Genomic DNA, 24,401 nt, shown 5'->3' with positions numbered 1-24,401 from the left:
TGTTCGAGATGCTGCGCTTCCGTTCGCTGGCGTCACTGGTGGCCGGCGCCGCCACGATGGCTTTCGCCTTCGGTGCTGCCGCCGAGACGATCAAGGTCGGTGTCACCGCCGGCCCGCACGCCCAGATCCTGGAGGCGGCGAAGCCGATCGCCGCCAAGGACGGGCTGGACATCCAGATCATCGAGTTCACCGACTACGTCATCCCCAACCAGGCGCTGGCTGGCGGCGATCTCGACGCGAACAGCTTCCAGCACCAGCCCTATCTCGACAATCAGGTGAAGGACCGCGGCTTCGATCTGGTCAGCGTCGGCAAGACGGTGGTCTATCCGATCGGCATCTATTCCAGGAAGGTCAAGAGCCTGGAGGAGCTGCCGGCGGGATCCAAGTTCGCCATTCCCAACGACCCGACCAACGGCGGCCGCGTCCTGCTGCTGCTCCAGGCCAAGGGCCTGATCAAGCTGAAGGACGGCGGCACCCTGAAGGCCTCGCCGATCGACATCGTCGAGAACCCGAAGAAGCTGGAGATCGTCGAGCTGGACGCCGCCCAGCTGCCGCGCTCGCTGGATGACGTGACCGCCGCCGCCATCAACACCAACTTCGCGCTGGAGGCCGGCATCGACCCGGTCAAGGAGGCCATCGCGCGGGAATCGGCGGACAGCCCCTATGCCAACGTCATCGCCGTGCGCAAGGCCGACAAGGACAAGCCCTGGGTCGCCAAGCTGGTGAAGGCCTACAACAGCCCCGAGGTGAAGGAGTTCATCCTCACCAAGTTCAAGAACGCGGTGGTTCCGGCGTTCTGAGCCCCATCAGGGCACGCCCGGCGGCGTCCAGCGCGTCGCCGAGCGTTTCCCCCGGTCGCGGCGCGAACAGCCGCATCGACGGGTACCAGGGCCGGCAGCCGGCGCCGAGCGCCGTCCAGTCCCCCGCCGGTCCGATCCGCCACACCGGCACGCCGAGCGCCCCGGCCAGCTCGGCCACCGAGGTTCCGGCGGAGATCACCAGATCGAGCGCCGAGGTCAGGGCGGCGGCGCCGTCGAGGTCGTTCCTGAGGTCGAGCGGCGGGCGGTGGATGATGATGCCGAAGCGCTGTTCAGCGTCGGCGAGTTCGGCTTCGCACTCGTCATATTGCAGGTTGACCAGCCGCACGCCGGGCAGGGTGAGGATCGGCGCCCAGTCGGCCAGCGCTGTGAAGTTGGCGTCGCGCAAGGCGCCGCGCAGGCCGCTGCGCCAGCACAGGCCGATGGAGAGGGTGGAGTTTGGGGCCGACGATCGCCCCCTTTCCACCCACCCCCGCCACCGCTCCACCGCCGCCTCATCCGCCCGCAGCCATCCCTCCTGTTTCGCAAAGCCGCCCAGCCCCCACCCCAGCCGCAGCGGCAGCGATCCCGCCGGGACATGGCAGTCGGCATCCGCCGGATCCCCGGTCGCCGCGCGTACCGTCGCCTGCGGGAAGGAGCGCGCGAACAAGGCGACCAGCCGCGGCTCGCACTCCAGAATCGCCCGCCCGGCGCGCGCGATCAGGTCGGGGTAGCAGACGCTGAACATCAATTCGTCGCCCACCCCCTGCTCGCGCCAGACCAGCAGCGTCTTTCCCGTCAGGTCGCCGCCGTCCCAGGCCGGGATGCGGAAGCGCCGGTCGGGCTGGGCCTGTCCGGCGGCGAAGCGCGCCTCCAGCCCGGCCCAGCCGGTGGCGAGATCGCCGCGCGCCAGCGCCGCATAGCCGCGGTTGAAGGCGGCGAGCGTCAGGCCCGGATCCTCCTCCACCGCCCGGCGATAGGCCGCGTCGGCCTCCGCCGGCCGACCGGCGGCGTGGAGGGCGTTGCCCTGGTTGTAGCGCCAGTCCGCCCGTCCGCGCTCCAGCCTCAGCGCCCGGCCCCAGCCCTTCAGCGCGGCGTCGAGCCGGCCCTGCCGCTGCCGCAGGTCGGCCAGCCCGGCCCAGCCGGCTCCGGCTCCGGGGGCGAACAGGATCACCCGCCACCACGCCAGCCCGGCGGCGGCGGCGTCCCCCACCCGTTCCAGCGCCAGGGCGAGGTTGCCGAGCGTGCCGAGGTCGCCCAAACGGCCGTGGAGCGCCAGGCGCAGATGCGCCACCGCTTCGGCCGGGCGGCCGAGCGCGAGCGTCGCGAGCCCGAGATTGCTGAGCGCCGCCGGGTCGCCGGGGCGCAGGCGCAGCGTCCGGACGGCCGCCCGCTCCGTCTCGGCGGCCTGGGCGGGGTCGCGCAGAGCCTCCGCCGACAGGGCGGTCCAGGCCTCCGCCAGGGCGGGGTCGAGGGCGAGCGCCCGTCGGAAGAAGGGCTGCCCCGCTTCGCCCAGCGCCTGCCGCGCCAGCCCGGCATTGGCCCAGAGCCCGGCATGGAAGGGGGCGAGACGCCGCGCCCTGTCGGTCACCTCCGCCGCCTCGGCCGCCGCACCGCGCGACAGTCGCAGGGCGCCGAGATTGCCCAGCGCCTCCACATCCTCGGGAGCGAGCCTCGCGGCGGCCTGCCAGTCGGCCTCGGCGTCGGCCAGGGCGCCGATCTCCTGGTGGGCCTGGGCGCGACGCTTGTGGCGGTCGGCGGTCGGCTCCGCCGCGATGGCGCGGGTCAGCAGGCTGGCCGCGATGTCGGGGCGCCCGGCCTGATGACCAAGCAGGGCGTAGCCCTCCAGGGCCGCCGGCAGCTCGCCGCCCTGGTCGAGGATGCGCTGATAGGCTTTCTCCGCCTCGGGCCAGCGGCCGGACTCGTGCAGCCCGCGCGCCTCGGCCAGCCGCTCTTCGATGGGGAAGGCGGGAAGCAGCCGGCGCAGTTCCGCCGCCATGCGGGTCAGCACATCGGGCAGGGTCTCGCCGGGGCGTGCGCTCCACAGCCGCATCGACGGGAACCAGGGGCGCGCCGCGCTCCCCAGCGCCGTCCAGTCGCCGGGCGGGCCGAAGCGCCAGACCGGCACGCCGAGCGCGCCGGCCATCTCGCCCACCGAACTCGCCACCGTCACCACCAGGTCGAGGCCGGAGATCAGCGCCGCCACCCCCTCCAGGTCATTCTTCAAATCGGTGCCGGGCCAGCGGTGGATCTTCAGGTCCAGTTGCGCCTCGACGGCGGCGATCTCCGCCTCGCGCCCGTCATATTGCAGGGTGACCGGGATCAGGCCGGGCAGGGTCAGCAGCGGTGCCCAGTCGGCGAGAGCGGTGTAGGAGGCCTTGCGCTCGCCCAGCATGTTCTGGCTGCCCCAGCAGATGCCGACGCGCAAGCCCGGACCCAGCGCCGCCAGCCGCTCCGCCCATGCCGCCGCCAGCGCCGGATCGGGCGCCAGCCAGGAGGCGCGGGCGGGGAAGTCCGCCAGGGCGGGGCGCAGCAGCCGGGGCAGCGAGCCCATCGGCAGATGGGCGTCGGCGTCGCCGGGATCGGCGGTCTCCGCCCGCACCGTCACGCCGGGCAGGGCGCGGCCGACCAGCCCGGCCAGACGGGCATCGACCTCGATGATCAGCCTGTCCGGACCCAACCTCGCCGCGAGGTCGGGCAGGGTGGTGCCGAACATCAGCTCGTCGCCCAGCCCCTGCTCGCGCCAGACCAGCAGGCGCCGGGCGCCAGCCCCGTCCCATAAAGGCTGGGTCCAGAGCGGCAGGGAGAGGCTGCGCCCGGCCGACACGCGGCGGGAGGCGAAGCGCGCTTCATACTCCTCCCATCCCTGCGCCAGCCGGCCCCGGCCGAGCAGCCGCAGCGCGAGGTTCCAGCGCGCCAGCGCGAAGCCGGGGGCATGGGCCAGCGCCCGCCCATAGAGCGCCTCCGCCTCCTCGCCGCGATCCTGGGCCTCGCGCAGCAGGGCGAGGTTCACCAGCGTCTCGGCATCGTCGGGGGCGAGGCGCAGCGCCTCCAGATGCGCCGCCTCGGCCTCCGCGATGCGGCCGGTCTCCTTCAGCACGACGCCGAGATTGGTCAGGGCGGTGGCATGGCCGGGGTCGAGGCGCAGGGCGTGGCGCAGCGCCGTTTCCGCCTGGGCATATTCGTCCCGCGCCCGCAGCAGCGTGCCGAGATTGGCCCAGGCCTCGGCATAACCGCCATTCAGGTCGAGCGCGCGGCGGTAGTGGCTGGCCGCCTCGTCCAGCCGGCCCTGTTCCTGCAAAGCGCTGCCCAGGCTGTTGTGCGCCTCCGGATAGGTCTCGCGCAGGGCGAGCGCTCGGCGATACTCCGCCGCCGCCTCGTCCAGCCGGCCCAGCGCATGGAGGGCGAGGCCGAGGTTGGCGTGCTGCTCCGCCACGCCGGGGCGCCGGGCGACGGCCTGTCCGATCAGCCGGACGGCCTCGCCGTCGAGGCCGCGCTGGTGGTGCAGCACACCCAGCAGGTGCAGGGCGTCGGCGTTCCCGCCTTGGGCCGCCAGCATCGCGCGATAGCCGCGCTCCGCCCCGTCCAGATCGCCGGCGCGGTGGTGGGCGAGCGCCTCGCGCAGGAGGGCGGCCAGTTTGGCGGGGGCTGCGGAGGGCGGCATGGAGCGGGGCCGGGTCGGAGGGGGCTGCCGCTTCGATAGCATGAGTTGGCCGGCCGGTGCGCCGGCAATTTCCCCCCAGGGGCAATTCCAAAGGGAAAGAATCCTGAACGTGCAATTCCCGGGGCGATCAAGGGGGCTGGCGTGCGATCCTTCATCCTGTATATTTGCAAATAAATGAACTCTGCCGGTCGATCTCTATCCAAAGGGCGTATATCTTGAGTAAGACTATGATCATTGTCGACGACAGCAAGCTCTCGCGCATGCATGTGCGGGCCATGGTCTTGCGCAACAAGCCGGATTGGTCGGTGGTCGAGGCCGCGAACGGCGATGAACTCTTCAGCACGCTGCGGGACACGCCGGTCGATGTTGCGATCATCGATTACAACATGCCCGGCGACAACGGGGTCGACACCGCGGCCAAGCTGCGCCGCAGCCATCCCGGCATCCACATCGCCATCATCACCGCCAACGCCCAGGACGCGGTGGTTTCGGGCATCCGCGCGGTCGGCGCCGCCTTCATGCCCAAGCCGCTGGAGGAGGCGCAGGTCGTCCGCTTCCTGAACTCGACCGCCCTGCCGCCGCGCCGGCCGAGCCCGGCGCCGCAGGGGTGAGCGCCTCTCCCGTGCCCGACACGGACAAGCCGCCGATGCTGAGCGAGCTGGAGCGTGACGCGTTGGCCGAGTTGGGCAACATCGGCATCGGCCGGGCATCGACGGCGCTCGGCCGCATGCTGGGCGGGCTGGTGACCCTGTCGGTCCCCTCGGTCGAGATGGTGCCGCCGGCCGAGGTGCCGGTGCTGCTGGACCGCGCGCTGACGGCGCCGCTGGTGGGCGTCTTTGAAAGGCTGGGCGGGCTGTTCGCCGGTTGCGCCCTGCTGGTCTTCCCCCAGGCCGGCGGCCTGCCCCTGGTGCGCGCCGCCCTGCCGCCCGATGTGCCGGCCGACGACGCGCCGGCGCTGGAGGACGAGGTTCTGGCGGAGTTGGGCAACGTCGTGCTGAACAGCGCGCTGGCGCTGGTGGCCAATCTGCTGGGCGAGCCGGTGGAGACGGGTCTGCCGGCGGTGGTCCGGGGCGGGGCGGCTGACATCCTGCGCGGATGCGCGGATGCGGCGGCGGAGGGGGCCGCGGTTCTGTTCCACATCGACTTGCGCACCAGCCTGCCGGGCGGCGATGGGCCGGGCGGCGATGGGGTCGAGATCGGAGGGCGGGTGGTCCTGCTGCTCGATGCCGGCTCCGCCGGGGCGCTGCGGGCGACGCTCGGCCGCTATATCGGGCGGCTGGTGGCGTGACGGCAACGAGAACAACCGGCTGGAAAGGCGGGTTACAAAGATGGCACTGATCAAGAAGACCAGGATCGACACGGCGCGCACCGCCCGCGCCGGGTCCGGCGGCGAGGAGCGTCCCGACCGGTCCGCCGCCGCCGGAGCTGGTGCGGGCGGGACAGCTCCCGCCGGGGACGGCGCGCCGGAAAGGCGGAGCACGCCGCAGCGCCGCCGGGCGCGGGCCGATTCCCGGCGTCTCCAGGCCGCCAACGGCATCGCCGCCGCCGCCACCGAGCTGGCGGGCGGCGTCACCCAGGCGGCCGCGGCGGCGGAGGAGCTGCGCCGGGCGATGGAACAGATCGCCGCCGGGGCCGAGGATTCGGCGGGAGCCACCCAGCAGTCCCAGCGGATGATCGCCCGCGCGTCGGAACTGTTGGCCCGGTCGCGCGGCACGGCGGAGCAGGCGGTGCTGCGGGTCGAGGCGCTCCAGGCGACGCTGAAGGATGTCAGCGGCCAGATCCTGTCCTCCATCGACGGCATCGTCCGCGCCGCCGAACGGCAGGAGGCGTCGGTGCGGCTGGTGCGCGACCTGGAGGCGCAGGCGCGGGAGATTGGCGCCATCGTGCAGAGCGTCGCCGCCATCGCCGACCAGACCAACCTGCTGGCGTTGAACGCCGCCATCGAGGCGGCGCGGGCCGGCGAGGCGGGCAAGGGCTTCGCCGTGGTCGCCGACGAGGTGCAGGCGCTGGCCGAACGGTCGGAGCGCAGCGCCAACGGCATCCAGGCGATGGTCGGCGAAATCCAGGAGGCGGTCGCGGCGATCGCCGCCGGCATCGTCGCCGCCTCCGAGGCGGCCAAGATGGAGGTGGAGCGCGGGCGCGAGGTCGTCCAGCAGCTGGAGGGCGTGCGGTCGGACATGACGTCGATCGTCCAGGGCGCGCAGGAGACCATCCGCGCCGCCGTGGAAGCCGATCAGGCGGCGCGCGAGGCCCTGCGCGGGGCCGAGACCATCGCCGCCAGCGCCGAGGAGCAGTCCGCCGCCGCCGAGGAGGCGCTGAGGACCGCCGGCGAGCAGGCCGTCGCCCTGGGCCAGAGCCAGCGCGCCGCCGGGCAGCTGTCGGAACTGGCCGAGGATCTGGCCAGGGACGCGGGCGGCGCCGTCAACCTCGCCGCCACCGCCGACGAGCTGGCATCCGCCGCCGAGGAATTGTCCGCCGCCATCGAGGAGATCAACCGCGCCGCCGCCCAGATCATGACGGCCATCGGCCAGATCTCCGCCGGGGGGCGCTCGCAGAGCGCCGCCACCCACCAGCTCGCCTCCGCCATCGCCGAAATCGACGCCGCGGCGACGCTGGCCGCCGGCCGGGCCGGCGAGTCGGTGGAGCGCTGTACCGCGATGGAGGGGCTGCTGGGCGAGACCCGCGAGACCATCGGCCGGCTGGCCGACGGCATGATGGAGGCGGTGGATTCCTCCCGCCGGGCCGGTGAGAGGCTGGACGCGCTGGAGCGGATCGGCCGGCGCATCGACAAGGTGGTCGACGCCATCGCCACCGTCGCCATCCAGACCGGCATGCTGGCGGTCAGCGGGTCCATCGAGGCGGCGCGGGCGGGCGAGTTCGGCCGCGGCTTCACCGTGGTCAGCGGCGACATCCGCAAGCTGGCCGGCGACAGCGCCGACAGCGCCGAACGGGTGAAGGACATCGTCCGCGACATCCAGGACCAGATGCAGCGGGTCCGCCGCGACGTCGAGGAGGGGGCGGCCACCGCGGTGACGGAGATCGCGCGCCACCGCGCCTTCGGCGTCACCCTGACCGCCGGGGCGCAGGAACTGCGGGTGGTCACCGCCGGCAGCCGCGAGATCCTGGACGCCGCCGGCGAGACCTCCGGCGCCCTGCGCGAGACCCGCGTCGGGGTGGAGCGGGTGGCCGCCGCCGCCGCCGCGGCGAATCTCGCCGGATCCGAGGCCGCCAAGGCCGCCCGCGAACAGGCGACCGGGGCCGAGGAGCTGGCGTCGGCGATCGAGGAGATCGCGGCGATGGCCGACAACCTGCTGGGCGCGGTTTGACCGCCGTGGCCGGGGACCATGGGGCGATGGCCGGGGGGGCGATGGCCGGGACCGATGACGCCCTCGCCTTCGTCATGGTGGCGGTCGGCGAGTTGCGGCTCGCCCTGCCTCTGTCCGTGGTCCGCGCGGTGATCCGGCCGCCGGAGCTGGTGCGCGTCCCGCTGGGGCCGCCCAGTCTCGACGGGCTGGCGCACTGGCATGGCGAGGCGGTGCCGGTCCTCGATCTCGCCGGGGCGTTGGGGGCCTCGGCAACGGGGCCGGCGGGCACGGCACCCGCGTCGCGGGAGGCCCGCGTGGTGCTGGTCGGGCATCGCGGTGAAACGGTTGGCGGCCAAACGGTCGGCGGGCAAACGGTTGGGCTGCGGGTCGACGCGATGGCCGGCATCCTGCGCAGCGCCCCCGACCGCATCGACCCGGTGACGCCGGCGGAGGGCGGCGGCATCGACCCCGCCATGCTCGCCGGCCTGCTGCGCGACGGCCCGCTGTGCGGGGGGCCGGCCGGCATCCTGAGGCTGGAGGTTCTGATCGACCGCCAGTTCGGGGAGGTGGCGGAGGCGGAGCGGCGCTCCGCTCCGGCCTCTGTCGGATTCGCGGCGCCGATGAGCGGCGACGCGGGCGCCGGGGGCGGGAAGGGAGCAGACCGGCGGGCCCTGCTGGTCTTCGGGGTCGCCGGGCAGGACTTCGCCTTGCCGGTGGACCGGGTGCGCGAGGTTCTGCCGGCCCCGCGCGACATCGCCCGCATGGCGCGGGCCAAGGCGCATCTGCTGGGGGTGATGGCGGTGCGCGACCGGCTTCTGCCGCTGGTCGGCCTGCGTGCCCTGTTCGGGCTGGAGGGCGGCGGCGAACAGGCGGCCGGGTGCCGTGTCGTGGTGGTGCGGTCCGGGGACGGTCAGGCCCCTGTCGGGCTGCTGGTGGACGAGGTCCGCGAGATCCTGCGGCTCGACTCGGCCCTCATCGACCCGGTGCCGCCGCTGCTGGCCCGCGAAGCGGAATTCGAGGATCTGGAGGGCATCGCCCGTGTCGGGGGTGGCGACGCGGCGGTTGGCGGGCGGCTGGTGTCGGTGCTGTCGGCGGAGCGGCTGTTCCGCCATGGCATCGCGCTCGGTGGCGATATGGGTGGCGATATGGGCGGCGATGCGGGCGGAGAGGGGGAGGGGATGGAGCCGGGACAGGCCGCGGGCGGCGGCGGCGCGGGGGAGCGCTTCGTCGTCTTCCGCCTTGCCGGGACGGAGTATGGCCTGCCGGTCGCCGCCGTGCGCGAGGTGTTGCGCCGGCCCGACGGCGTCACGCCGCTGCCCAACGCCCCCGACTTCGTCGCCGGCCTGCTGACCCTGCGCGGCGAGGTGCTGCCGCTGATCGACCAGCGCCGGCTGCTCGGGCTTTGCGCCGCCGGGGCCCCCGCCGAGTCCGCTGCCGGGCCGGAGCGCGGCCGGGTGGTGGTGGTCGGGTGGGACGGGCTGCTGGTCGGGCTGCTGGTGGACGGGCTGTCCGGCCTGCTGACGGTCCCGCCGGAGCGGATCGGTCCGGCACCGGCGGTGTCGGCGGCGCAGCGCCGGCTGATCCGAAGGGTGGCGACGCTGGAGCCGGGGACGGGAGACGGCTCCCGCCTGATCCTGCTGATGGAGGCGGACGGCCTGCTCGACATGGACCGGCTGGCCGCCCTCTCCCTGCCCACTTTGCCCCTGCCCGCTGTTGCGCCGTGACGGCCGGGGCGGGATCGGGGGATGGCGTGCCGACGGTGCTGGTGGTGGACGATTCCGCGCTGATGCGCCGGCGCATCGCCGATCTGCTGATCGAGGCCGGATTCCGGGTGGAGACCGCCGCGACGGGGGAGGAGGCCCTGGCGCGCCTGCCGGCCGTCGATCCGGATGTCGTGACGCTGGATGTCACCATGCCCGGCATGGATGGCCTGACCTGCCTCGCCCGCATCATGGTGGAACATCCCAAGCCGGTCGTCATGGTCTCCGCCCTCACCGGGGCGGGGGCGGAGGAGACGCTGGAGGCGCTGCGGCTGGGGGCGGTCGAGGCGGTGCGCAAGCCGGCCGCCGGCTCCATCGGCCGTATCGGCGAGGAGCTGGTGGAGACGGTGCGGGCCGCCGCGTCCTCCCGCCCGCGCCGGGTGCATGGCCTGCGCGAACGGCTGCGGCTGGCCCGCGCCCGCATCGCCGGCGAGGATTTCGCCGCCCCGGCGCGGCCGGCGCCGTCTTCCCTGGCGCCGCCATCCCCGGCGGCAGCGGCGGCGAGCCGGGAGAGCGAGGGGGTGGTGCTGGTCGGCGTGTCCACCGGCGGCCCCGGCACGCTGGAGGACATCCTGCCGCTTCTGCCGGCCGATCTTCGCTGGCCGGTGGTGGTGGCGCAGCATATGCCGGCCGCCTTCACCGCGACGCTGGCGCGCCGGCTGGACGAGCTGTGCGCGCTGCGGGTGGTGGAGGTGGAGCGGGCGGTGGCGCTGGAGCCGGGCATGGTCTGCATCGCCCGCGGCGGCGCCGATGTGGAGCTGGCCCGGCGTGGCGGCCGCTTGCAGGCGATCCGCGTTCCGGCCTCGCCCGAGCGGCCCTGGCATCCCAACGCCGACCGGCTGGTGACCAGCGCCCTGCGGCTGCTGCCGCCCGACCGGCTGGTCGGGGTGCTGCTGACCGGCATGGGCAATGACGGCGCGGCGGCGATGGCCGAGCTTCACGCCCGCGGTGGCCGCACCATCGCCGAGTCGGAGGACAGCGCCGTCGTCTTCGGCATGCCGCAGGAGCTGATCCGGCGCGGCGGGGCCGGTGTCGTGCTGCCGTCGGACCGGATCGCCGGCCAGCTGACCCGCTGGCTGCCGCCCGCCGCGCGGCGTTTCGGTGTGGAGTAGGGAGTGACGCCATGGGACTGCTGAAGAAGAAGACCGGTTCGGCGCCAGTTCCTGAGGCGCCCGCCCCGGTGTCGCCCGTCCCGGTGTCGACCGATGGCCCGCGCGATCCGCTGGCATCGCTCGAGGATCCGGAGTCTTCGGTCCGCCGCGATGCCGCCCACGCGCTGGGCCATGGGACGGCGGGCGCGCCGCCGCCGGGAGCGGAAGCGGCGCTCGCCCGCCGGCTCGCGGTGGAGGGGGATGCCGGCGTGCGCGAGGCGATCCTGACGGCGCTTGCCCGCATCGCCACCCCCGACGCGGCGGCGGCGCTGGTTCCCTTCCTCGATCGCGAGGATGCGGCATTGCGCAACGCGGCGCTGGAGAGCCTGCAACAGATGCCGGCGGCGGTCGCCGCCCCGGCGCTGCTGCCGCTGCTCGACCATGCCGACCCCGATCTGCGCATCTTCGCGGTGCAGGGGCTGGGCGGCCTCGCCCATCCGGCGCGGGCGGAATGGCTGGCGCGGGTGATGGAGGGGGATCGGGATGTGAATGTCGGCCTCGCCGCCGTGGAGGCGCTGGCCGAGGCCGGCAGTCCCGAAGCGCTCTCCAGCCTGGAGGGGCTCGCCCGCCGCTTTCCCGATGACGCGTTCGTCGCCTTCGCCGTCGATGCCGCCCGATCCAGCTTCCGGGACAGGTGATCCCAGGTGATCGACGCCGAGCCGGATGGCCTGTCCCCGGAGGATTATGCGACGCTCTGCGGATTCCTGCGGGAGCGCACCGGCCTGTCCTTCACCGAGGCCAAGCGCTATTTCGTCGACCGCCGGGTCGCCGCCCGCATGCGGTCGGTCGGTGCGGCCGACCTCACCGTCTATATGAACCTGCTGCGTTTCCAGGCGTCGGGGGAGGAGCTCCAGCGGCTCGTCAACCTGATGACGGTGAACGAGACCTATTTCTTCCGCGAGACCTACCAGCTCGACTGCCTGGTGAATTCCGTCCTCGACGAGCTGGTGCGGGGGCGGCCGGCGGGATCGCGGCTGCGCATCTGGTCGGCCGGCTGCGCCAGCGGGGAGGAACCCTATTCCATCGCCATCATGCTGCTGGAGAGGTGGGGCCGGGTGGACGATTACGAGATCGAGCTGCTGGCGTCCGACATCGACAGCGCGGTGCTGGAGCGTGCCCGCGAGGGCGTTTATGACGAGCGCGCCTTGCAGGGGCTGCCGGCCCATCTCCGCGTCAAATATTTCCAGCCCCTGCGCGGGGCGGATGAGGACGGCGGGCCGCGCTGGCGGATCATGGAGGAGCTGCGGGAGTCGGTCGATTTCTCGCTGGTCAACATCGCCGACCCGCGGCAGGTGCGGGCGTTCCGTGGGATCGACGTGATCTTCTGCCGCAACCTGCTGATCTATTTCGACGATCTGGGCCGACGGGAAGCGGCGGCCATGTTCCACGACGCCCTGGCGCCGGGCGGCTTCATCTGCCTCGGCCATTCGGAAAGCATGAGCCGCATGTCCTCGCTGTTCATCCCGCGCCGCTTCCCCGACGCCATTCTTTACCAGAAGCCGGATGGAGGGACGCCGTGAGCGGGCCGCGTGTGCTGGTGGTGGATGACGCCGTGACCGTGCGCGCCTTCAGCCGCCGCGTGCTGGAGGCCGACGGCTTCGTCGTGGACGAGGCGGTGAACGGCATCGAGGGGCTGGAACGCGCCATGGCCGCCCCGCCCGATCTGGTGATCGTCGATGTCAACATGCGCAAGATGGACGGCTACACCATGCTCCGCGTCCTGCGCCGCGACCCGAGCCTGCGCGATGTGCCCGCCATCATGATCAGCACGGAATCGAAGGACAGCGACCATGACCAGGCTCTGCTGGCCGGGGCCAACTGGTACATCGTGAAGCCGCCCCGCCCGGAGGGTCTGGTGGAGGCGGCGCGGCTGCTGACGGGACGGCCTCCCGTCCAGGAGGAGACGCCGTGAGCGAGCTGTTCGACCAGTTCGTCGTCGAGGCGCGGGAATTGCTGGAGAGTGCCGGCGCCGCCCTGCTGGCGCTGGAGCGCGACCCGGCCGACCGCGCGGCGCTGGACGAGCTGTTCCGCGCCTTCCACACGCTGAAGGGGGCGAGCGCCCTGTTCGACATGCCGCCCTTCACCCGGCTGGTCCATGCCGGGGAGGACACGCTGTCGCAACTGCGCGACGGCCGGCGCGTCATGACGCCGGAGTTGGCCGACCGGCTGTTCCGCGTGCTCGACCAGTGCGCCCGCTGGGTGGCGGCGCTGGAGGAGGCCGGCGCGCTGCCCGCCGACGCGGCGGAGGTGGCGGAAGGGCTGCGGCGCGGGCTGTTCGGGGAGGAGGTGGGGGCTGCCGCCCCGGCGTCCCATGGCGCGGCGGAGGCTTTCCCCTGGGTCGTGGAGCTGACCGGCGAGGAGCGGGAGACGGTTGGCGCCGGCCGGCTGACCGCCATCGACTACCGGCCGGACCCGGAGTGCTTCTTCACCGGCGACGACCCGCTGGCGCTGTTCCGCCGGGTTCCCGATCTGCGGCTGCTGCGGATCGAGCCGGCGGAACCGCTGCCGCCCCTGGCGCAATTGGATCCCTACCGCTGTGTCCTGCGCTTCCGCGCGCTGAGCGGTGCCGGGGTGGAGGCGGTGGCGCCCGCCTTTCGCAGCGTGCCCGATCAGGTGCGGATCGGCGCCGTGACGCTGGCGCCCCCGGCCACAAACCCCCTGGCGGCGCCGCCGGGTTCGCTGGCGGCGGCGATGCTGGAGGAACAGGCGCGCATCCTCGACCTGCCCGGCGGCACCGCCGAACGCGAGGCCCGTCGCGCCGCGGTGGCCCGCGCGGTCGCCGCGATCCTGACGGCCTCGGGACGGCCGACCGACCGGGGCGCGGTGGTGAGCGCCTGTGGCGACGCCGCGGCGTTGCGCCGTTTCCTGGCCGAGGGTCCGGTGGAAAAGCCTGCCATGGCCGAGCCGCAGTCCGTCGCCTTTCCTGCCGCCCTTCCTGCCGCCCTTCCTGCCGCCCTCGCCGCCGCCACACCCGTCCCGCGCCGTGCCCTGCGGGTCGAGCCGGAGCGGATGGACGCCCTGATGGCGCTGGTCGGCGAGCTGTCGGTGGTGAAGGGACAGTTGGGGCCGCTGGTCGGCCGCGCCGGGGACGGCGAGCTCGCCCGTGACCTGAAACTCTTCGCCGCCCGGTTGGATGGTCTGGTCGGCGATCTGCGCCATGCGGCCCTGCGGCTGCGGCTGCTGCCGGTCGCCCGTGTGTTCGATCCGCTGCCCCGGCTGGTGCGCGACACCGCCCGCCGGCTGGGCAAGACGGTCGGGCTGGTGCTGGAGGGAGCGGAGACGGAGGCCGACAAGGATATCCTCGACGTGCTGGGCGAGCCGCTGCTGCATCTGGTGCGCAACGCGCTCGACCATGGCATCGAAACGCCGGACCGCCGGGCGGCGCTGGGCAAGCCCCTGGCCGGCACCCTGCTGGTCCGCGCCTTCCAGGACAAGGGCGGGGTGGTGGTGGAACTGTCGGACGACGGCGCCGGCATCGACCCGGCGGCGATGCGCCGTGCCGCCGTCGCCAAGGGGCTGCTGGAGCCGGAGGCCGCCGCGGCGCTCGGCGATGCCGACGCGGTTCGGCTGGTCTTCGCCCCCGGCTTCAGCACCGCCGGCAGCGTGTCCGACCTGTCGGGCCGCGGGGTCGGCATGGACGCGGTGCGGGCGGCGGTGGAACGGGCCGGCGGCCGGGTGGAGATCGCGTCCACCCCCGGCAGCGGCACGCTGGTGCGGCTGGCGTTGCCGCTGACGCTCAGCATCACCCGCGTGGTGGTGGTGGAGGCGGCGGGTGCGCTCTACGGCATCCCGGTGGCGCTGGTCGGCTCCGTCCAGCGGGTGGAGCGGAGCAGGATCCGCGCGGTGAAGCGGGCGGAAAGCGTCGTGCTGCGCGGGCGGGTGATGCCGCTGGTCCGCCTGCGCCGCCTGCTCGGCCAGCCCGACGACGGGCGGCCGCGCGAGGCCGAGTGCGTGGTGCTGGCCGAACTGGGCGACGGTCCGGTCGCCGTGGTGGCGGATGATGTCGGCGAGCGCGCCGACGTGGTGCTGCGCCCGATGGGCGGGGTGCTGCGCGGCTTGCGCGGCTATGCCGGGACCGCGATGCTGGGTGACGGCCGGCTGATCCTGGTGCTCGATCTGCGGGAGCTGTTGTGATGCCGATCCGCTATGACGCCGGCCTCGCCCGGTTCGAGGCCGCCTGCACCGTCGAGGACGCCCTGCCGTTCGCCGAATGGCTGGAGACGACGGCGGCCCCCCGCGTGGATTTGTCCGCCTGCACGGAGTTGCATACGGCGCTGCTGCAATTGCTGATGGCGGCGAAGCCGGCGGTGGCGGCGGCGCCGGAGGAAGCGTTTCTGGGGCGCTGGGCGGCGCCTGTATTGGGCGGCATCCTGTCCCCCGACCGGGGATCCGCCGCCTGAAGGGTCTTGCCTGATTCTCCGGAGCGGTGGCGGCCGCGGGGAGCGAGGCCGCCACTCCCCCTGGCGTCAGGCGGCGAAATCGGTGCCGACCGAGCGGTCCCGCCACGCGGCGATTTCGGCGCTGCGCCGACTGATCACGCCATCGGCCATCTCCACGGCGTCGGAGCCGGCCAGGAAGTGGCGCGGCGGCTCGGGGGCGTCGGCGAGCGCGACCATGGCGGCGGCCAGCTTGGCCGGATCGCCCGGCTGCTTGTGGCTGTAGCCGTCATAGCTCGACCGCAAGCCGGCTGAGTGGGCGGCGTAATCCTCGATCCGCCGGGAGCCGTAGCGGACCGAGCTGCCGTCCAGGAAATCGGTGCGGAAGAAGCCGGGTTCGACGACGGTGACATGGATGCCGAAGGGCGCCACCTCCGGGGCCAGCGAGTCCGAGAAGCCCTCGACCGCGAATTTCGCCGCGCAATAGACCGAGGCGCCGGCGAAGCCGAGGACGCCGCCGATGGAGGACAGGTTCAGGATGCGTCCGGACCGCTGGCGCCGCATCACCGGCAGGACGGCACGGGTGACGTGGAACAGGCCGAACACGTTGGTGGCGAATTGCCGCTCGACATCCGCCGCGTCGATCTCCTCGAACAGGCCGAGCTGACCGAAGCCCGCGTTGTTGACCAGGACGTCGATGCGGCCGAAGCGGTCGACCGCCGCCCGCACCGCCTCCTCCGCCTGCGCCTCGTCGGCGACGTCGAGCGCCAACGTCAGCACGCGGTCGCCATGGTCGGCATAGGCCGCGCGCAGCTGGTCGAGCTTGCGGCCGGTGGCGACCACCCGGTCACCGGCGGCGAGCGCCGCCTTCGCCACGTCCGCCCCGATGCCGCGCGCGCTGCCGGTGATGAACCAAATCTTGCCCATGTCCGTTTTCCTTACTTCGATGGAAAACCGCAGTCGGTTGCGGTTCCGAGGAGGAAAGGATAGGGGCGGACGGCCATTCGCCTGTAGACCAGAGGTCCGGCGGGATTGCCCGATCCTCCGAAATTGATCGTCAGGCTTGATCGTCAGGCTTGATCGTCAGGCTTGGGCGGCCCGCCGTGCGCCGGCATCGCCGCCGGTCAGGGAGGAACGCAGGCGGGCGGCATCGCGGATGGGCGGGAACCCGAACAGACGGGCATATTCGCGGCTGAACTGCGACGGGCTGCCATAGCCCACGGCGAAGCCGGCGCTTGCGGCATCCGCCAGATTGGCCAGGATCAGCCGCCGCGCCTCCAGCAGGCGAAGCTGCTTCTGGTATTGCAGCGGGCTGAGCGCCGTGACCTCCTTGAAATGCTGGTGGAAGGCCGATGGGCTCATGTTGGCCTTGGCGGCCACCGTTTCGATGCGCAGCGGTTCGCGGAAATTGTCCTTGATCCATTTGACGGCGCAACCGATCTGCGCGGCGCGGCTCTCCCCCAGCGCGATCCGGTGCAGCAGGCCGCCCTGATCCGCGGTCAGCAGGCGGTACAGGAGTTCGCGTTCCACCAGCGGTGCCAGCACCGGGATGGCGCCGGGCGTTTCCAGCAGCCGCGCCATCCGGGACGCCGCGTCGATCATCTCCGCCGTGGCGAGGCTGGCCGCCAGGGCCAGCCCCTGGTCCATCCGCGCGGGCGCCCTCAATCCCGCCTCCAGGATCATGCCGCTGAGCAGCACCGGATCAAGCGTCAGGCGCAAACACAGATAGGGGTTCTCGGCCGTCGCCTGCGTCACCTGGCCGATCACCGGCAGGTCGAGCGACACGGCGAGATACTGACCGGCCCGGTAATCCAGGATCCGGTCGCCGGCGATGGTGCGTTTCGCCCCCCGCGCGACGAAACAGACGGAGGGCTCATAGACCGTGTGGAGCTGTTCGGTCGGGCTGCCGGCGCGGATCACCGCCAGCCGGGGAATTCGCGTTTCATGGACGCCATCCCCCAGCTCGGAGGTCACGCGATCCAGGATCAGCGAGAATTCGGTCTCCTTGAACATGGCAGCCTCCGCCCCGGTCAATCCGCGGCCCACCAAGATAAGGTTCAGCCGCCGCCGCTCCCAATCTCCAGTTCGGCGTCATGGAGGATCAGGCAATCCTTCACGAGGATCGAACCAGGGGCGGCCTCCAACCGGCGTCTGGCCCGCGCCGAAAATCCGGATGCGCCAAACCCCATTCACGCCCCCTGCCAGCGGTCCCTGAACACCAGCTCCTCCAGCGGCAGGCGCTTGCGCCAGCCCTTGGTCTCCAACTCCGGCACCGTCTCGAAATGGCTGACATGGCCGAGGCAGAGATAGGCGATCGGCACGATCCGCTCCGGGATGCCGAGCGTCCGCTTCAGCGCCTCTTCATGCAGGATGCTGACCCAGCCCACCCCCAGCCCTTCCGCCCTTGCCGCCAGCCACAGATTCTGAACGGCGCAGACGCAGCTGTAGAGGTCCATCGCCGGCATGTGGGTGCGGCCCAGCACCACCGGGCCGGAGCGCTCGCGGTCGCAGGTGATGCAGAGATTGACCGGCGCCTCGCGGATGCCTTCCAGCTTCAGCCGGCTGTAGAGGCCGCGCCGCTCCCCCTCGAACATCGCCTCCGCCTCCTGGTTGGCGCGGGCGAAATCGGCGTGGATGCGGGCCTTCACCTCCTGGTCGGTGACGACGATGAAGTTCCAGGGCTGCATGAAGCCGACCGACGGCGCATGGTGGGCGGCGGTCAGGATGCGGGTCAGCACCTCGTCGGGCACCGGGTCGGGGCGGAACTGGCCGCGCACGTCGCGGCGGGAGAAGATCGCCTTGTAGAGCGCGTCGCGCTCCGCCGCCGTGAAATCCTCCTCCATCCGTCACCCCCGCGCGATCAGGTGGAAGAAGGAGCCGAGCGCCAGCCCGCGCCGGCTGCCGAGATCGCCGAGGTCGGCGCCATCCGCCGCCGTGGCGCTCAACAGCGGCGCGTCGTCGCCACGGGACAGCGTCGAGGCGTAGTGGAACTCGTGTCCCCGCAGCAGCGTGCCGGCCGGACCCAGCGGCCCGTCGGCCAGCAGCGTCGCCCGGCGGTAGCCCAGATGCAGCCGCCGCCTGGCGAAGGAGGTGCGCACCCCCAGCAGCCCGGTCATCGGGTGGGTGACGCCATCGGCATCCTCCAGCGTCTCGCCCATCGCCATGTAGCCGCCGCATTCGCCATAGACCGGCACCCGCCGCGCCGCCTCCCGCAGGCCGTTGCGGAAAGTGGCGTTGGCGGCGAGGCGGCCGGCATGCAGCTCCGGATAGCCGCCGGGCAGATAGACGGCGTCGGCGTCCTGTGGTGGCGGTTCGTCGGCCAGCGGCGAGAAGAAGGAAAGCTCCGCCCCCGCCGCCCGCCAGCCGGCGGTCAGGTGCGGATAGACGAAGGTGAAGGCGGCGTCGCGCGCGATGGCGATGCGCTGGCCCAGCGGTGGCAGGGCGGGGGCGTCGCTGCCGCGTCCGGCCCTGGACGGCTTGGCCAGCGCGACGACGCGGTCGAGATCGACATGCCCGGCGATGAAGCGGCCGAGGGCGGCCAGCCGGTCGGCCAGCCCCTCCGTCTCGTCGGCCTGGACGAGGCCGAGATGGCGTTCGGGCAGGCTGAGATCCGGCGCGCGCGGCAGGGCGCCCAGGACGGGGATGCCCAGCGCCTCGATGGCGCCGCCGGCCAGCGCGGTGTGGCGCGGGCTGCCGACATTGTTCAGCACGACGCCGCCGATGGTCACATCGTCGCGGTAGGTGGCGAAGCCCTTCACCAGCGCCGCGGCCGATTGCGACTGGCCCTTGGCGTTGACCACCAGCAGCACCGGCCAGCCGGTGCGCGCCGCGATCTCCGCCGTCGAGCCGGTGCCGGTGGCCCCGACTCCGGCGACCCCGTCGAACAGGCCCATCAGCGCCTCGCAGACCAGCAGCTCGGCGCCCTCGGCGGCACGGGCGGCCAACCCGTCCAGCAGATCCGGACCCATCGCCCATGTGTCGAGATTGACGCTCGGCCGCCCGGTGGCGGCGCGGTGGAAGGCCGGGTCGATGTAGTCCGGCCCGGCCTTCACCGCCCCGACCGCGAGGCCACGGGCGCGCAGTGCCGCCAGCAGGCCCAAAGTCAGCGTCGTCTTGCCGGTGCCCGACGCCGGGGCGGCGACGATCAGGCCGTCAGCCATTGGCTTCCCTGGCATGCTGAAGCGCCGCCTGGGCCGGCAGCCAGTCCAGCGCCGGGCGCAGCCGCACCATCTCGCCGATGACGATGATGGCGGGCGGCTCCAGTCCGCTCGCCGCCAGATCGGCGACGCAGGCGCCGAGGCTGGTGACGAGGCTTTTCTGGTTGGGGGTCGTCGCCTCCGTCACCACGCCGACGGGGGTGTCGGCGGACAGGCCGCCGGCCATCAGCTCCGCCGCGATGGTCGGCAGCGCCTTCCAGCCCATATAGAGGATCAGCGGCACCCCGGTCGCCGCCAGCGCCCGCCAGTCCGGCCCGTCGCCCAGCGAATGGCCGGTCGCCAGGATCACCGCCTGGTTGGTGTCGCGGTGGGTCGCCGGGATGCCGGCATAGGCCGGGCCGGCGATGCCGGAGGTGATGCCGGGGACGATGCGGAAGGGGATGCCCTCGGCCGCCAGCGCCTGGGCCTCCTCGCCGCCGCGGCCGAAGACGAAGGGATCGCCGCCCTTCAGGCGGAGCACGCGGTGCCCCTCCTTCGCCAGTTCGATCAGGCGGCTGGTGATGTCGTGCTGGTGGGCGGAGGGGCGGCCGCCGCGCTTTCCGGCGAATTCCAGCCTTGCCGACGGGCTGGCGAGCGCCATGATCCGTTCGCCGACCAGCGCGTCATGGACGATGACGTCGGCTTGCCTTAGACCTTGCAGCGCCAGCAGGGTCAGCAGGCCGGGGTCGCCGGGGCCGGAACCGGCCAGCCAGACGCTGCCGGGGGCGAAGGGGACCAGGACGCTTTCGGGAATGGACGACTGGGACGACATGAACGCGGACTCGGGCTCGGAGAAGACGGAAGGCGGTGCGGGTGCCGGGGAGGGGGGCGGCATGCCGGAGCATGCTACACCCTTGCGCCGCGGCTGGACGACGGGAACCTGCGCCACCGCCGCGGCGCGGGCGGCGGCGGTGGCGCTGTTCGGCGGGGAGTTTCCCGATCCGGTGACCGTGACCCTGCCCGGCGGCCAGACCCCGGCCTTCGCCCTGGCGGTGACGGAGCGGGGGGCGGGGCCGGACGGTCCCTGGGCGATGGCCGGCGTGGTCAAGGATGCCGGCGACGATCCCGACGTGACCCATGGCGCGCTGGTGCGGGCGCGGGTGTGGCGCGGCCCGCCCGGCGGCGGCGTCGGGTTCCGCGCCGGTCCCGGCGTCGGCACCGTGACCCTGCCCGGCCTGCCGCTGGCGGTGGGGGAACCCGCCATCAACCCGGTGCCGCGCGCCATGATCGCCCAGGCGGTGGTGGTGGCGGCGGCCGAGGCGGGCCAGCCGGCGGATCTGGTGGTCGAGGTCGGGGTGGAGAATGGCGAGCAGCTCGCCAAGCGGACCATGAACGGGCGGCTCGGCATCCTCGGCGGGCTGTCGATCCTGGGCACGACGGGGATCGTCGTGCCCTATTCCTGCGCCGCCTGGATCGCCTCGATCCAGCGCGGCATCGACGTGGCGCGCGCCGCCGGGCTGGCCCATGTCGCGGCCTGCACCGGCGATCTGTCGGAAAAGGCGGTGGTGGCGCGCTATGGCTTGTCCGAACAGGCGCTGCTCGACATGGGCGATTTCGTCGGCGGCACGCTGAAATATCTGCGCCGGCATCCGGTGCCGCGCCTGACCCTGTGCGGCGGCTTCGCCAAGTTCGGCAAGCTGGCGCGCGGGCTGATGGACCTGCACAGCAAGCGCAACAGTGTCGATTTCGACTGGCTGGCCGGGCGGCTGGCCGATCTCGGCGCCGGGCCGGAGCTGGTCGCGCGGGCGCGCGGCGCCAACACGGCGGCGCAGGTGCTGGGCATGGCGGACGCCGCCGGCTTGGCCCTGGCCGACCATGTGGCCGAGCTGGCCCGCCGCGCCGCCCAGGACGTGCTGGAGGACGCTCCGGTCGCCGTCGAGGTGCTGGTCACCGACCGCCAGGGGCGGATCGTCGGAAGCGCTCACTCCCCCAGCCCCCGGTAGCGCCGTACATGGCTGCCGTCATAGAGCGCGCTGCAACGGAACTCCTCATGGCCGAGCGCCGGGCCGACCAGGATCAGCGCTGTGCGTTCCATCGGCGAGGCCGCGACCTGGGCCGCGATGTCGGCCAGCGTGCCGCGTAGCACCCGCTCGTCCGGCCAGGTCGCGCGATAGACCACCGCCGCCGGGCAGTCGGCGCCGTAGAGCGGGGTCAGCCGTTCGACGACCCGGTCGATGACGTGGATCGACAGGTGGATCGCCAGGGTGGCGCCCGAGGCGCCCAGCACCTCCAGCGTCTCGTTGGCCGGCATCGCCGAGGCGCGGCCCTCGGTGCGGGTCAGGATCAGCGTCTGGCTGACCTCCGGCAGGGTCAGCTCGCGCCCCAGCGCCGCCGACGCGGCGGCGAAGGCCGGCACGCCGGGGGTGATGCTGTAGGGGATGCCCAGGTCCCGCAGGACGCGCGTTTGCTCGCCCAAGGCGCTGTAGACCGACAGGTCGCCGGAATGCAGCCGGGCCACGTCCTGGCCGGCGGCATGGGCGGCCCGGAACTCGGCGACGATCTCCTCCAGCGTCAGCGGCGCGGTGTCGATGATCCGCGCGTTGGACGGCGCGTGGGCGATGATCTCCCTCGGCACCAGCGAGCCGGCATAGAGGCAGACCGGACAGCGCGCGATCAGGTCGCGGCCGCGCAGGGTCAGCAGGTCGGGAGCGCCCGGTCCGGCACCGATGAAATGGACGGTCATGAACGGGTCTCCGAGAGGGCGACGGTCGGCAGGGCGAGCGCCACGGTGGCGCGCGGGGTGGAGCGGCGCGGCAGCAGCAGGCGCGATCCCGATCCGGCGGCGGCGAGCGCCGCCGCCTCCGCCACCGAGGCCAACCCGACGGCGGCCAGCACGGTTGAGGAGCGGGTGTGGACGCGGTCCTGCGCCGCCAGCATCGCGTCCTCCTCGATGAAGCGCAGCGGCAATCCCAGCGCGCGGGCGGCTTCCGTCAACCCGGCCTCCTCGGCCTTCATCGCCGGGGCGGCCAGCGCCGCCAACTGGCGCGCGTCGTCGGGCAGCGCCGCCTCGTCGAAGGCGGCGGCGACCAGAGCGGCGATCTCCTCCCAACCGCAGCCACGGCGGCAGCCCAGCCCGACAAAGACCGGGCCGAACAGCGGGGCATCGGGCGTCAGGCGGTCCATGCGCCCTCCGCATAGGGCTTTTCGGCACGCCACAGCGTGACCGGCATCGCCGCCCGCCAGCCACGGAAGCCGCCGACCGCCGAGGCGCGGGCGATCGAAATCTGGGTCAATTCGCCGCCGAGCTGTTTGTGCGCGTCGATCAGCACCGCCTCGCTTTCCAGCGTCACCGCGTTGGCGGCGATCCGCCCGCCGGGGGGCAGGGCGTTCCAGCAGGCCGCCAGTACGCCATCCGCCGTCAGCCCGCCGCCGATGAAGATGGCGTCCGGCCGCTTCAGCCCGTCCAGCGCCGCCGGCGCCTTGCCGCGCGCCAGCGTCAGGCCGGGCACGCCGAGGTTCGTGGCGTTGGCGAGGATGCGGGCGATCCGTTCCGGCTGGTGCTCGACGGCGATGGCGCGGTTGGTGGGGCAGCGCAGCATCCATTCGATGCCGATGGAACCCGATCCGGCGCCGACATCCCACAGCAGTTCGCCCCGGCGCGGCGCCAGGAAGGACAGGGTGACGGCGCGCACCTCGCGCTTGGTGATCTGGCCGTCATGCTCGAACCAGTCGTCGGGCAGGCCGGGGGCCAGCGGCAGGATGCGGGCGCCGGGGGCGGCGACGCACTCCAGTGCCATTGTGTTGAGGTCGGCGGCGCGCTCGGCGGACCAGTCGTCGGCGGTGGCGTCCAGCCTGGCCTCGCGCGGGCCGCCCATCGCCTCCAGCACGGTCAGGCGCGAGGCGCCGAGGCCACGAGCGCGCAGCAGGGCGGCGAGCTTGGCCGGAGTCGTTCCGTCCCAGGAAAGAATCAGAAGTTTAGAGTTTGGTTGCAGATGCGGAACAACCTGCTCCAGCGGTCGGCCATGAACGGTCAGGCAGCGGCAGTCCTGCAACCGCCAGCCGAGCCGGGATGCCGCGAGGCTGAAGGCCGAGGCCGCCGGGATCACCGTCATTTCCGCGGCCGGAACGAGTTGCGACAGGGTAGCGCCCACCCCGTACCAGGACGGGTCGCCACTCGCCAGCACGCAGACGCGCCGACCGCGCCGGGCGAGCAGGCCGGGGAAGGCGTCGGTCATCGGCGACGGCCAGGGCAGCCGTTCCTGTCCGGCAACGACCGGCACGAGATCGAGATGACGGCTGCCGCCATGGAGGATGGCCGCGCTCTCGACCGCCGCGCGGGCGGTGGGCGACAAACCGTCCCAGCCATCCTCGCCGATGCCGACGATGGTGAGCCAGCGGCCCGTTCCCATGCTATCCATGGCGCCGATCCTGACGGGTGGGGAGGGGGAGTTGGTCAAGGTGCTGATGGTCAAGGTGCTGATTCTGGGCGGCACGACGGAGGCGACCGCGCTGGCGAAGCGGCTGGCCGGGCATCCCGGCATCGACGCCCGCGTGTCGCTGGCCGGCCGGACGAAGAATCCGGTGCTGCCACCGCTGCCGACCCGGATCGGCGGCTTCGGCGGGGTTGAGGGGCTGGCCGGCTATTTGCGCGCCGAGGGCATCGGCGCGGTGATCGATGCGACCCATCCCTTCGCGGCGCGGATCTCCGCCAACGCCGCCGCGGCCTGCGCGCTGGCCGGCGTCCCGGTGCGCCTGCTGTCCCGGCCGGCCTGGGTGGCCGGGCCGGGCGATCGCTGGATCGGTGTGCCGGACATGGGGGCCGCGGCGCTGGCCTTGCGGGGCCTGGGCGACAGCGTGTTCCTGACCATCGGCCGGCAGGAGGTCGCGGCCTTCGAGGCGGTGCCGGACAAGCGCTATCTGATCCGCGCCGTCGATCCGCCCGACCCGCCGCCCGCCCTGCCGCGCATGAGCCTGATCCTCGACCGCGGGCCGTTCACCATGGAGAGCGAACTGGCGTTGATGCGCGGGGAGGGGGTGGAGGTGGTGGTCAGCAAGAACAGCGGCGGACGCGCCACCGACGCCAAGCTGGAGGCGGCGCGCCGGCTCGGCCTGCCGGTGGTGATGGTGGAGCGGCCGGCCGGCAACGGTGTCGCGGAGCTGCGCGACGTGGAGGACGCGGTGGGGTGGCTGGAGGGGGTGGGGTGAGGTTTCC

General features: G+C 73.1%; 22 protein-coding genes. 13 read left to right on the top strand and 9 right to left on the bottom strand.

The window, feature by feature from the left end; all coding sequences use genetic code 11:
- Window positions 1-8 precede the first annotated feature (8 nt).
- The gene (locus AZL_RS29190; RefSeq protein ID WP_042446173.1) at window positions 9-800 is read left to right on the top strand and encodes a MetQ/NlpA family ABC transporter substrate-binding protein; all 792 of its coding nucleotides are present in this window, start codon (window positions 9-11) and stop codon (window positions 798-800) included.
- Here AZL_RS29190 and AZL_RS29185 read toward each other — a convergent pair.
- Window positions 772-4,461: a tetratricopeptide repeat protein gene (locus AZL_RS29185; RefSeq protein WP_042446170.1), complete on the bottom strand. Its 3,690-nt coding sequence runs from the start codon at window positions 4,459-4,461 to the stop codon at window positions 772-774. The genes AZL_RS29190 and AZL_RS29185 overlap by 29 nt on opposite strands.
- A 227-nt stretch (window positions 4,462-4,688) precedes the next feature.
- On the opposite strand from AZL_RS29185, the gene AZL_RS29180 reads away from it, so the two are divergent.
- From AZL_RS29180 to AZL_RS29135, 10 genes are read left to right on the top strand one after another with little or no spacing between them, the layout of a single operon-like run.
- Complete coding sequence (locus AZL_RS29180; protein ID WP_012977984.1) at window positions 4,689-5,072, top strand: response regulator transcription factor; 384 nt, start codon at window positions 4,689-4,691, stop codon at window positions 5,070-5,072.
- Window positions 5,073-5,083: 11 nt separating this feature from the next.
- Window positions 5,084-5,749, top strand: a complete 666-nt coding sequence (locus tag AZL_RS29175; RefSeq protein WP_247894511.1) for a chemotaxis protein CheC — start codon at window positions 5,084-5,086, stop codon at window positions 5,747-5,749.
- A 40-nt stretch (window positions 5,750-5,789) separates the two neighbouring features.
- Complete coding sequence (locus tag AZL_RS29170) at window positions 5,790-7,787, top strand: methyl-accepting chemotaxis protein (RefSeq protein ID WP_012977982.1); 1,998 nt, start codon at window positions 5,790-5,792, stop codon at window positions 7,785-7,787.
- 41 nt (window positions 7,788-7,828) lie between these two features.
- Entirely contained in the window at window positions 7,829-9,490 is a 1,662-nt protein-coding gene (locus AZL_RS29165; RefSeq protein WP_247894510.1) for a chemotaxis protein CheW, read from the top strand.
- Between the two features lie 26 nt (window positions 9,491-9,516).
- Complete coding sequence (gene cheB, locus AZL_RS29160) at window positions 9,517-10,638, top strand: chemotaxis-specific protein-glutamate methyltransferase CheB (RefSeq protein ID WP_148219713.1); 1,122 nt, start codon at window positions 9,517-9,519, stop codon at window positions 10,636-10,638.
- An 11-nt stretch (window positions 10,639-10,649) separates the two neighbouring features.
- Window positions 10,650-11,315, top strand: coding sequence for a HEAT repeat domain-containing protein (locus AZL_RS29155; RefSeq protein ID WP_012977979.1), 666 nt, complete (start codon window positions 10,650-10,652; stop codon window positions 11,313-11,315).
- A gap of 6 nt (window positions 11,316-11,321) precedes the next feature.
- Window positions 11,322-12,197: a CheR family methyltransferase gene (locus AZL_RS29150; RefSeq protein WP_012977978.1), complete on the top strand. Its 876-nt coding sequence runs from the start codon at window positions 11,322-11,324 to the stop codon at window positions 12,195-12,197.
- Window positions 12,194-12,589 carry a response regulator gene (locus tag AZL_RS29145; RefSeq protein WP_012977977.1) on the top strand — a complete coding sequence of 132 codons (396 nt, stop codon included), beginning with the start codon at window positions 12,194-12,196 and terminating at the stop codon, window positions 12,587-12,589. The genes AZL_RS29150 and AZL_RS29145 overlap by 4 nt, the downstream gene beginning before the upstream one ends.
- A complete protein-coding gene (locus AZL_RS29140; RefSeq protein WP_012977976.1) occupies window positions 12,586-14,811 on the top strand; it encodes a chemotaxis protein CheA in 2,226 nt (741 codons plus the stop codon). The genes AZL_RS29145 and AZL_RS29140 overlap by 4 nt, the downstream gene beginning before the upstream one ends.
- Window positions 14,811-15,077 carry a hypothetical protein gene (locus tag AZL_RS29135; RefSeq protein WP_042446162.1) on the top strand — a complete coding sequence of 89 codons (267 nt, stop codon included), beginning with the start codon at window positions 14,811-14,813 and terminating at the stop codon, window positions 15,075-15,077. Before AZL_RS29140 ends, AZL_RS29135 begins: the two co-directional genes overlap by 1 nt.
- A 66-nt stretch (window positions 15,078-15,143) precedes the next feature.
- Here the strand turns inward: AZL_RS29135 and AZL_RS29130 are convergent, their stop codons facing one another.
- From AZL_RS29130 to cobA, 5 genes are all read right to left on the bottom strand, one after another.
- Window positions 15,144-15,980 carry an oxidoreductase gene (locus AZL_RS29130; RefSeq protein ID WP_012977974.1) on the bottom strand — a complete coding sequence of 279 codons (837 nt, stop codon included), beginning with the start codon at window positions 15,978-15,980 and terminating at the stop codon, window positions 15,144-15,146.
- A 156-nt stretch (window positions 15,981-16,136) separates the two neighbouring features.
- Entirely contained in the window at window positions 16,137-17,066 is a 930-nt protein-coding gene (locus AZL_RS29125; protein WP_012977973.1) for an AraC family transcriptional regulator, read from the bottom strand.
- Between the two features lie 176 nt (window positions 17,067-17,242).
- Window positions 17,243-17,896, bottom strand: a complete 654-nt coding sequence (bluB, locus tag AZL_RS29120) for a 5,6-dimethylbenzimidazole synthase (RefSeq protein WP_012977972.1) — start codon at window positions 17,894-17,896, stop codon at window positions 17,243-17,245.
- Between the two features lie 3 nt (window positions 17,897-17,899).
- On the bottom strand, window positions 17,900-19,228 hold the full coding sequence (locus AZL_RS29115) for a cobyrinate a,c-diamide synthase (RefSeq protein ID WP_012977971.1): 1,329 nt from the start codon (window positions 19,226-19,228) through the stop codon (window positions 17,900-17,902).
- On the bottom strand, window positions 19,206-20,021 hold the full coding sequence (gene cobA / locus AZL_RS29110) for a uroporphyrinogen-III C-methyltransferase (RefSeq protein ID WP_012977970.1): 816 nt from the start codon (window positions 20,019-20,021) through the stop codon (window positions 19,206-19,208). Before cobA ends, AZL_RS29115 begins: the two co-directional genes overlap by 23 nt.
- A 61-nt stretch (window positions 20,022-20,082) precedes the next feature.
- On the opposite strand from cobA, the gene AZL_RS29105 reads away from it, so the two are divergent.
- Window positions 20,083-21,192: a cobalt-precorrin-5B (C(1))-methyltransferase gene (locus tag AZL_RS29105; protein ID WP_012977969.1), complete on the top strand. Its 1,110-nt coding sequence runs from the start codon at window positions 20,083-20,085 to the stop codon at window positions 21,190-21,192.
- Here the strand turns inward: AZL_RS29105 and cobM are convergent.
- From cobM to AZL_RS29090, 3 genes are read right to left on the bottom strand one after another with little or no spacing between them, the layout of a single operon-like run.
- The gene (gene cobM, locus AZL_RS29100) at window positions 21,171-21,932 is read right to left on the bottom strand and encodes a precorrin-4 C(11)-methyltransferase (protein ID WP_012977968.1); all 762 of its coding nucleotides are present in this window, start codon (window positions 21,930-21,932) and stop codon (window positions 21,171-21,173) included. The genes AZL_RS29105 and cobM overlap by 22 nt on opposite strands.
- The gene (locus AZL_RS29095; protein WP_012977967.1) at window positions 21,929-22,372 is read right to left on the bottom strand and encodes a cobalamin biosynthesis protein; all 444 of its coding nucleotides are present in this window, start codon (window positions 22,370-22,372) and stop codon (window positions 21,929-21,931) included. Before AZL_RS29095 ends, cobM begins: the two co-directional genes overlap by 4 nt.
- Entirely contained in the window at window positions 22,360-23,598 is a 1,239-nt protein-coding gene (locus AZL_RS29090; RefSeq protein WP_012977966.1) for a bifunctional cobalt-precorrin-7 (C(5))-methyltransferase/cobalt-precorrin-6B (C(15))-methyltransferase, read from the bottom strand. Before AZL_RS29090 ends, AZL_RS29095 begins: the two co-directional genes overlap by 13 nt.
- 55 nt (window positions 23,599-23,653) lie before the next feature.
- Here AZL_RS29090 and AZL_RS29085 point away from each other — a divergent pair, with 55 nt between their 5' ends.
- Complete coding sequence (locus tag AZL_RS29085; RefSeq protein WP_012977965.1) at window positions 23,654-24,394, top strand: cobalt-precorrin-6A reductase; 741 nt, start codon at window positions 23,654-23,656, stop codon at window positions 24,392-24,394.
- Window positions 24,395-24,401: the final 7 nt, after the last annotated feature.

Source organism: Azospirillum sp. B510 (assembly GCF_000010725.1).
Classification (GTDB): Bacteria; Pseudomonadota; Alphaproteobacteria; order Azospirillales; family Azospirillaceae; genus Azospirillum; species Azospirillum lipoferum_B.
Note: the sequence above shows the minus strand (reverse complement) of the source record. Positions and strands in the feature narration are given on the sequence as shown.

What these genes read in the sequence shown, in the direction of transcription:
- AZL_RS29180 (WP_012977984.1), top strand. Translation starts at nt 4,689, where the DNA reads ATGATCATTGTCGACGACAGCAAGCTCTCGCGCATGCATGTGCGGGCC.
- AZL_RS29090 (WP_012977966.1), bottom strand. Translation starts at nt 23,598, where the DNA reads ATGGGAACGGGCCGCTGGCTCACCATCGTCGGCATCGGCGAGGATGGC.
- AZL_RS29135 (WP_042446162.1), top strand. Translation starts at nt 14,811, where the DNA reads ATGCCGATCCGCTATGACGCCGGCCTCGCCCGGTTCGAGGCCGCCTGC.
- AZL_RS29155 (WP_012977979.1), top strand. Translation starts at nt 10,650, where the DNA reads ATGGGACTGCTGAAGAAGAAGACCGGTTCGGCGCCAGTTCCTGAGGCG.
- AZL_RS29165 (WP_247894510.1), top strand. Translation starts at nt 7,829, where the DNA reads ATGGCCGGGACCGATGACGCCCTCGCCTTCGTCATGGTGGCGGTCGGC.
- cobA (WP_012977970.1), bottom strand. Translation starts at nt 20,021, where the DNA reads ATGTCGTCCCAGTCGTCCATTCCCGAAAGCGTCCTGGTCCCCTTCGCC.
- AZL_RS29115 (WP_012977971.1), bottom strand. Translation starts at nt 19,228, where the DNA reads ATGCCAGGGAAGCCAATGGCTGACGGCCTGATCGTCGCCGCCCCGGCG.
- AZL_RS29125 (WP_012977973.1), bottom strand. Translation starts at nt 17,066, where the DNA reads ATGTTCAAGGAGACCGAATTCTCGCTGATCCTGGATCGCGTGACCTCC.
- AZL_RS29185 (WP_042446170.1), bottom strand. Translation starts at nt 4,461, where the DNA reads ATGCCGCCCTCCGCAGCCCCCGCCAAACTGGCCGCCCTCCTGCGCGAG.
- AZL_RS29105 (WP_012977969.1), top strand. Translation starts at nt 20,083, where the DNA reads ATGCCGGAGCATGCTACACCCTTGCGCCGCGGCTGGACGACGGGAACC.
- bluB (WP_012977972.1), bottom strand. Translation starts at nt 17,896, where the DNA reads ATGGAGGAGGATTTCACGGCGGCGGAGCGCGACGCGCTCTACAAGGCG.
- AZL_RS29095 (WP_012977967.1), bottom strand. Translation starts at nt 22,372, where the DNA reads ATGGACCGCCTGACGCCCGATGCCCCGCTGTTCGGCCCGGTCTTTGTC.
- AZL_RS29085 (WP_012977965.1), top strand. Translation starts at nt 23,654, where the DNA reads ATGGTCAAGGTGCTGATTCTGGGCGGCACGACGGAGGCGACCGCGCTG.
- AZL_RS29170 (WP_012977982.1), top strand. Translation starts at nt 5,790, where the DNA reads ATGGCACTGATCAAGAAGACCAGGATCGACACGGCGCGCACCGCCCGC.
- AZL_RS29190 (WP_042446173.1), top strand. Translation starts at nt 9, where the DNA reads ATGCTGCGCTTCCGTTCGCTGGCGTCACTGGTGGCCGGCGCCGCCACG.
- AZL_RS29130 (WP_012977974.1), bottom strand. Translation starts at nt 15,980, where the DNA reads ATGGGCAAGATTTGGTTCATCACCGGCAGCGCGCGCGGCATCGGGGCG.
- cobM (WP_012977968.1), bottom strand. Translation starts at nt 21,932, where the DNA reads ATGACCGTCCATTTCATCGGTGCCGGACCGGGCGCTCCCGACCTGCTG.